Genomic DNA, 4856 nt, shown 5'->3' on the forward strand with positions numbered 1-4856 from the left:
CGGGGTGCAGGCCAGTGAGCCCGCCGTCGACTGCTTCACCGACAAGGAGATCGACGCCGACCGCAACGACCTCGACGAGTACGACGGGCGCCCCGAGGACCCGCGTCCCGGGCACCAGGCGGGCGCTCAACCGGCTCGCCGACCTCGCCGCGAGCCATGCGGGGGACCGGCCCGTGGACGTGGCCGTGGCGTGCGTGACCCGGTCGGACCGCGAGATGACGCTGATCCGGCGGCTCCGCGAGCGTATCCCCCGGTTGAACGACATCATGCTGGTGGAGGCGAGCACAGTGATCATCGCGCACGTCGGCCCCGGTGCCCTCGGCGTCACGGTCGCCCCGACGTTGTAGACCCGCCCGCACTCGGGCGGACGGTGGGAGGTCCGGGGTGAGCGACCCGCCCGCAGACCCGCGCTTGCCACGCAGTCACCGGAGACTTTGCCGGACCACGCTCAGCCCCACGGTTCCTCCGGGTACCTACCGAGCCGTCTTCGAGGCGTTCGCCACCGAGTGCTGTGTCGCTCTCCCTGACGGATACTGGACGGATCCGGGGAGCTGACCAGCGTGGACGAGACGAAGATCGCTCCAGCGCTTCTGTCATACGTCAACGACGACATCGTGGTCACCCCCTACGGCCACGGCCACCTCGTGACGACACCGATGCGGTTCTACGACGGCGATCGGGTGACGTTGTTCGTCGAGTCCTACGAAGGCGGCATCCACGTGACCGACCAGGGCGCGACCGCGATGCGTCTGCACATGGCCGACGTGAACATCGACAGCCCGAGCGTGTCGGGGGCATGGAGACACTCTGTGGCCGAATCAGGCGGCGACTCGCTCGCCGCAGAAGAGGGAGTCATCGGAGCATGGGGGAACGCTCAGCACCTCGGGAGGCTTGTTTTCGCCGTTGCCGAGTCGGTCCTGAGGATCGATCAACTCCGATGGCTGGCGTCGGCGAGCAAACCGGTTCCCTTCCGGGACCGCGTCATCGGTCGGCTCATCGACATCGCAGGTAGTCACGGGAAGTGACCCCGCGCGCGCCGTTGCCACAGAAGTCCGGCCGGATCCGGCAGGTCACCGCCGCGGTGGCCGCCCAGGACGCAAGCCGGATCTACACCACCCGGCTCGCGGCAGCACGGTAGCCACCTCGGGCTCCCGGACCCGACCGGCATGTCGGCGGGAAGCCCGCGGGCGCCGCCGGTGGAGACCGGGCGCCGCCGCGCGGGAACTTCCTGCGGGGCTGGGTCGGATACGGTGCGCTGTGCGGGGTGCGCCACCGTCGCCGGGCCCTCCCGCCGGATTCGGTGGGCAGCGAGTCTCCGCCGGACGCACGCCGTACGGAACCGAGAAGCACCAGGAGATCCCGCACGTGTCACCCACAGCCGCAGACCGGGCCGCCACCCTGCACCTCACCGGGGAGCGCACGGTTCCGGACGTGCCCGAGGAGAACTACTGGTTCCGGCGGCACGAGGCCGCCTACGAGGCGCTGGTGCCGTACTGCCGGGACGCGGTCGTGCTGGAGGCCGGGTGCGGCGAGGGCTACGGCGCCGCGCTGATCGCCGGACACGCACACCGGGTGCTCGCCCTCGACTACGACGGGGTCACCACGGAGCACGCCGCGCACCGCTACCCCGACGTGGACGTGGCCCTGGCCGACCTCTCCACGTTGCCCGTGGCCACCGGGGGCGTCGACGTCGTCGCCACCCTCCAGGTCCTCGAACATCTGCGGGACCAGGAGGGATTCCTGGCCGAGTGCCGCCGGGTGCTGCGGCCCGGCGGCAGGCTGCTGGTCACCACACCGAACCGGCTGACCTTCACGCCCGACTCCCCCACCCCGCTGAATCCGTTCCACACCCGGGAACTCGCACCCTCCGAACTGGACGCTCTGCTGCACGACACCGGGTTCGTGGTGGAGTCGCCGCGGGGCCTGTACCACGGTGCCGGAGCGGCCGAACTGGACCGGCGCTACGGCGGCTCGGTCATCGACGCCCAGTTGGACGTCGTGCTGGGCGCACTGCCGGGGCAGGCCGTGTGGCCGGAGCCGCTGCTGTCCGACATCGCCGCGCTGACCGCCGCCGACTTCGACCTGCACGACGGCGACCCCCGCGAGGGCGAGCTCGACGCCTGCCTGGACCTCGTCGCCGTGGCGGCCAGGCCGTGACGCCCCACGCGGGCGCGGGAAGCGGCGAGGAGGGCACGTTCTGCCTCGTGCTGCACAGCCACCTGCCGTGGCTGGCCCACCACGGCGCCTGGCCGGTGGGTGAGGAGTGGCTGTACCAGGCGTGGGCGCACTCCTACCTGCCGGTGGTGGACCTGCTGCGCCGGTTCGCCGGGGAGGGCAGGCGGGACGTGCTGACCCTCGGCGTGACGCCGGTGCTCGCCGCCCAGCTCGACGACCCGTACAGCCTGCGCGCCTTCCACGAGTGGCTCGGGCACTGGCGGCTGCGCGCCGAGCACGCGGCCTCGCTGTGGCGTGGCCGGGAATCGCCGGCCGACCTCGCCGCCGTCGAGCACCGGGCCGCGCTGGCGGCCACCGACGACTTCGAGACCCGCTGGCGGCACGGCTTCTCCCCCCTCTTCCGGTCCCTTGTGGACGACGACGTGGTGGAACCGCTCGGTGGACCCGCCGCACACCCGTTCCAGCCTCTGCTCGACCCGCGCGTGCGGGGGTTCGCCCTGCGAACCGGGCTCGACGACACCGCGCTGCGGATCGGTGGGCGACCCGGCGGGATCTGGGCCCCCGAGTGCGGATACGCCCCCGGTATGGAGGACCACTATGCCGCCGCGGGCGTGCGCCGGTTCCTCGTGGACGGTCCGGCGCTGCGGGGCGACACCTCGGCCGCGCACCCCGTGGGTTCGTCCGACGTGGTCGCGTTCGGACGCGACCTGGAGGTCACCTACCGGGTGTGGTCGCCGAAGTCGGGGTATCCGGGACACGCCCACTACCGCGACTTCCACACCTGGGACCACGACGTGGGGCTCAAACCGGCGCGGGTGACCGGCAAACACGTCGCGCCCGCGGACAAGGCCCCGTACGATCCCGCACTGGCCGGCCGAACACTGCACAGGCACGTGGACGACTTCGTCGACACGGTCGTGACCCGGCTGCGCGCACTGCGCGAGCGGCACGGCAGGCGTTCACTGGTGGTCGCCGCGTACGACACCGAACTCTTCGGGCACTGGTGGCACGAGGGGCCCGCATGGCTGGAGGCGGTGCTGCGCGCGCTGCCGGAGGCCGGGGTGCGGGTCACCACCCTGCGCGGCGCGGAGGAGGCGGGACACCTGGCGGATCCGGTGCGGCTGCCGGCCTCCTCCTGGGGATCGGGCAAGGACTGGCGCGTCTGGGACGGCGAGCAGGTGGCCGACATGGTGCGGGACAACGCGGACCTGCAACGCAGGCTGCTCGCGTTCGCCGACGGTACGACGGCCCCGCGCACGAGCCGGGACCCGGTGGCCGACCAGGCCGTCACGGAGGCGATGCTGGCGCTGTCCAGTGACTGGGCCTTCATGGTGACCAAGGACTCGGCCGCCGACTACGCGCGGGCCCGCGCCGAACGGCACACCGCGGCATTCGACCGGCTGGCGGGGTTGTCCCGCCATGACGCGGGAGCCGCCCGTGCCGAGGCCGGACGGATGCGCGCGGCGTCGCACCCGTTCGGGCACCTCGACGCCCGCGGTCTGCGGGCCTGACCGGCGGGTCCGCGGGTCGACTATCCGGGGGCATCCGGGTCCGGAGCCGATTCGGGGTGTCCGCCACCCGCCGCGAGCACCGCCCGGTTGGTTTCGGCGACCACGGCCGCGGTCACCTTCACCACCCTGCGGTCGTAGGTGAGCAGACCGTTGACCTCGTTCTCCACGTCGGTGAGCTGGGTGTGGACGGCGCCGGAGAGGCCCTGCTCCCGGATCGCCGCCCGCAGGGCGGTGGCGATCTCGACGTACCGTCCGGTCAGCCGCTCCGGGTCGGACACGGTCTCGTAGGCCACCGGCTCCCCGGGCCAGACGTGCCCCGGCAGGGTGAGGCCGATCCCGCCGTACTCGCCGTCCACCACGGCACGCGCGTCGCGTACCTCCGGGGTGCCCGGCCCCACGTAGGTGTGGTCGTCGTAGAGGTCCCCGGCCCCGGTGTCCGGATGCGAGTGGCAGCAGTTGACCCCGCTGGCCGCCACCACCAGCCGGGTCGGGTCCGCGTCACGGACGGTGCCGGTCACCCGTGCCGTGTCGTACTCGCCCCAGCCCTCGTTGAACACCACCCAGACGACGACCGACGGCGCGTTGGCCAACTGTCCGACCATCGCGGCGAGTTCGCTCTCGAAGCGCTCCCGCGCCCGCCGCGTGGGGGCGGGCTGCGGACCCGGCGGGTTGTCCAGCAAGACCGGCAGGGACGGCATGTCCTGCCAGACGAGCAGGCCGAGCCGGTCGGCCCAGTGGTACCAGCGGGCACTCTCGATCTTGACGTGTTTGCGCACGCTGTTGAACCCGAGCGCCTTCGCCCGTTCGAGGTCGGAGCGCAGCGCCTCGTCCGTGGGGGCGGTGTAGACGCCGTCCGGCCAGTAACCCTGGTCCAGCAGGGCGTGCAGGAACGTGATCCGCCCGTTGAGCGCAATCCGCGGCCGGGAGTGCCCGTCGTCGAGGAGTCCGACCGTGCGCAGCCCGGTGTAGCTGGTGACCTCGTCGACGACCCGGCCGGCGGTATCGTGCAGGCGCACGGTGACGTCGTAGAGGTACGGATCGTCCGGGCTCCACAACCGGGCGCCGGGCACGTCCAGCCGGAGCCGCCGTCCCGCCGGGCCGCGTATCCGCGCCACCGGACCGCCGTCCGGCTCGGAGACCACCACCTCCACCTCCGGCGCGGGCGGAGCC

At 72.7% G+C, this 4856-nt stretch carries 5 protein-coding genes; 4 read left to right on the plus strand and 1 reads right to left on the minus strand.

All coding sequences use genetic code 11. From position 1 onward, the window contains the following. Nucleotides 1-14: 14 nt before the first annotated feature. The 4 genes from SACHA_RS26000 to SACHA_RS0106075 all read left to right on the plus strand — a co-directional run bounded on the left by SACHA_RS26000 (nt 15) and on the right by SACHA_RS0106075 (nt 3686). A complete protein-coding gene (locus SACHA_RS26000) occupies nt 15-347 on the plus strand; it encodes a DegV family protein (RefSeq protein ID WP_332253554.1) in 333 nt (110 codons plus the stop codon). 213 nt (nt 348-560) lie between these two features. After that, nucleotides 561-1025: a DUF1828 domain-containing protein gene (locus SACHA_RS0106060; RefSeq protein ID WP_019807993.1), complete on the plus strand. Its 465-nt coding sequence runs from the start codon at nt 561-563 to the stop codon at nt 1023-1025. A gap of 340 nt (nt 1026-1365) precedes the next feature. Further along, complete coding sequence (locus SACHA_RS0106070; protein ID WP_028662935.1) at nt 1366-2157, plus strand: class I SAM-dependent methyltransferase; 792 nt, start codon at nt 1366-1368, stop codon at nt 2155-2157. Beyond that, a complete protein-coding gene (locus tag SACHA_RS0106075) occupies nt 2154-3686 on the plus strand; it encodes a 1,4-alpha-glucan branching protein domain-containing protein (RefSeq protein ID WP_019807999.1) in 1533 nt (510 codons plus the stop codon). The genes SACHA_RS0106070 and SACHA_RS0106075 overlap by 4 nt, the downstream gene beginning before the upstream one ends. A 20-nt stretch (nt 3687-3706) precedes the next feature. Here the strand turns inward: SACHA_RS0106075 and SACHA_RS23715 are convergent. Continuing rightward, on the minus strand, nt 3707-4856 hold a 1150-nt coding region (locus SACHA_RS23715; protein WP_332253547.1), incomplete at its 5' end, for a glycoside hydrolase family 2 TIM barrel-domain containing protein.

It is taken from the genome of Saccharomonospora halophila 8 (assembly GCF_000383775.1).
GTDB lineage: Bacteria > Actinomycetota > Actinomycetes > Mycobacteriales > Pseudonocardiaceae > Saccharomonospora > Saccharomonospora halophila.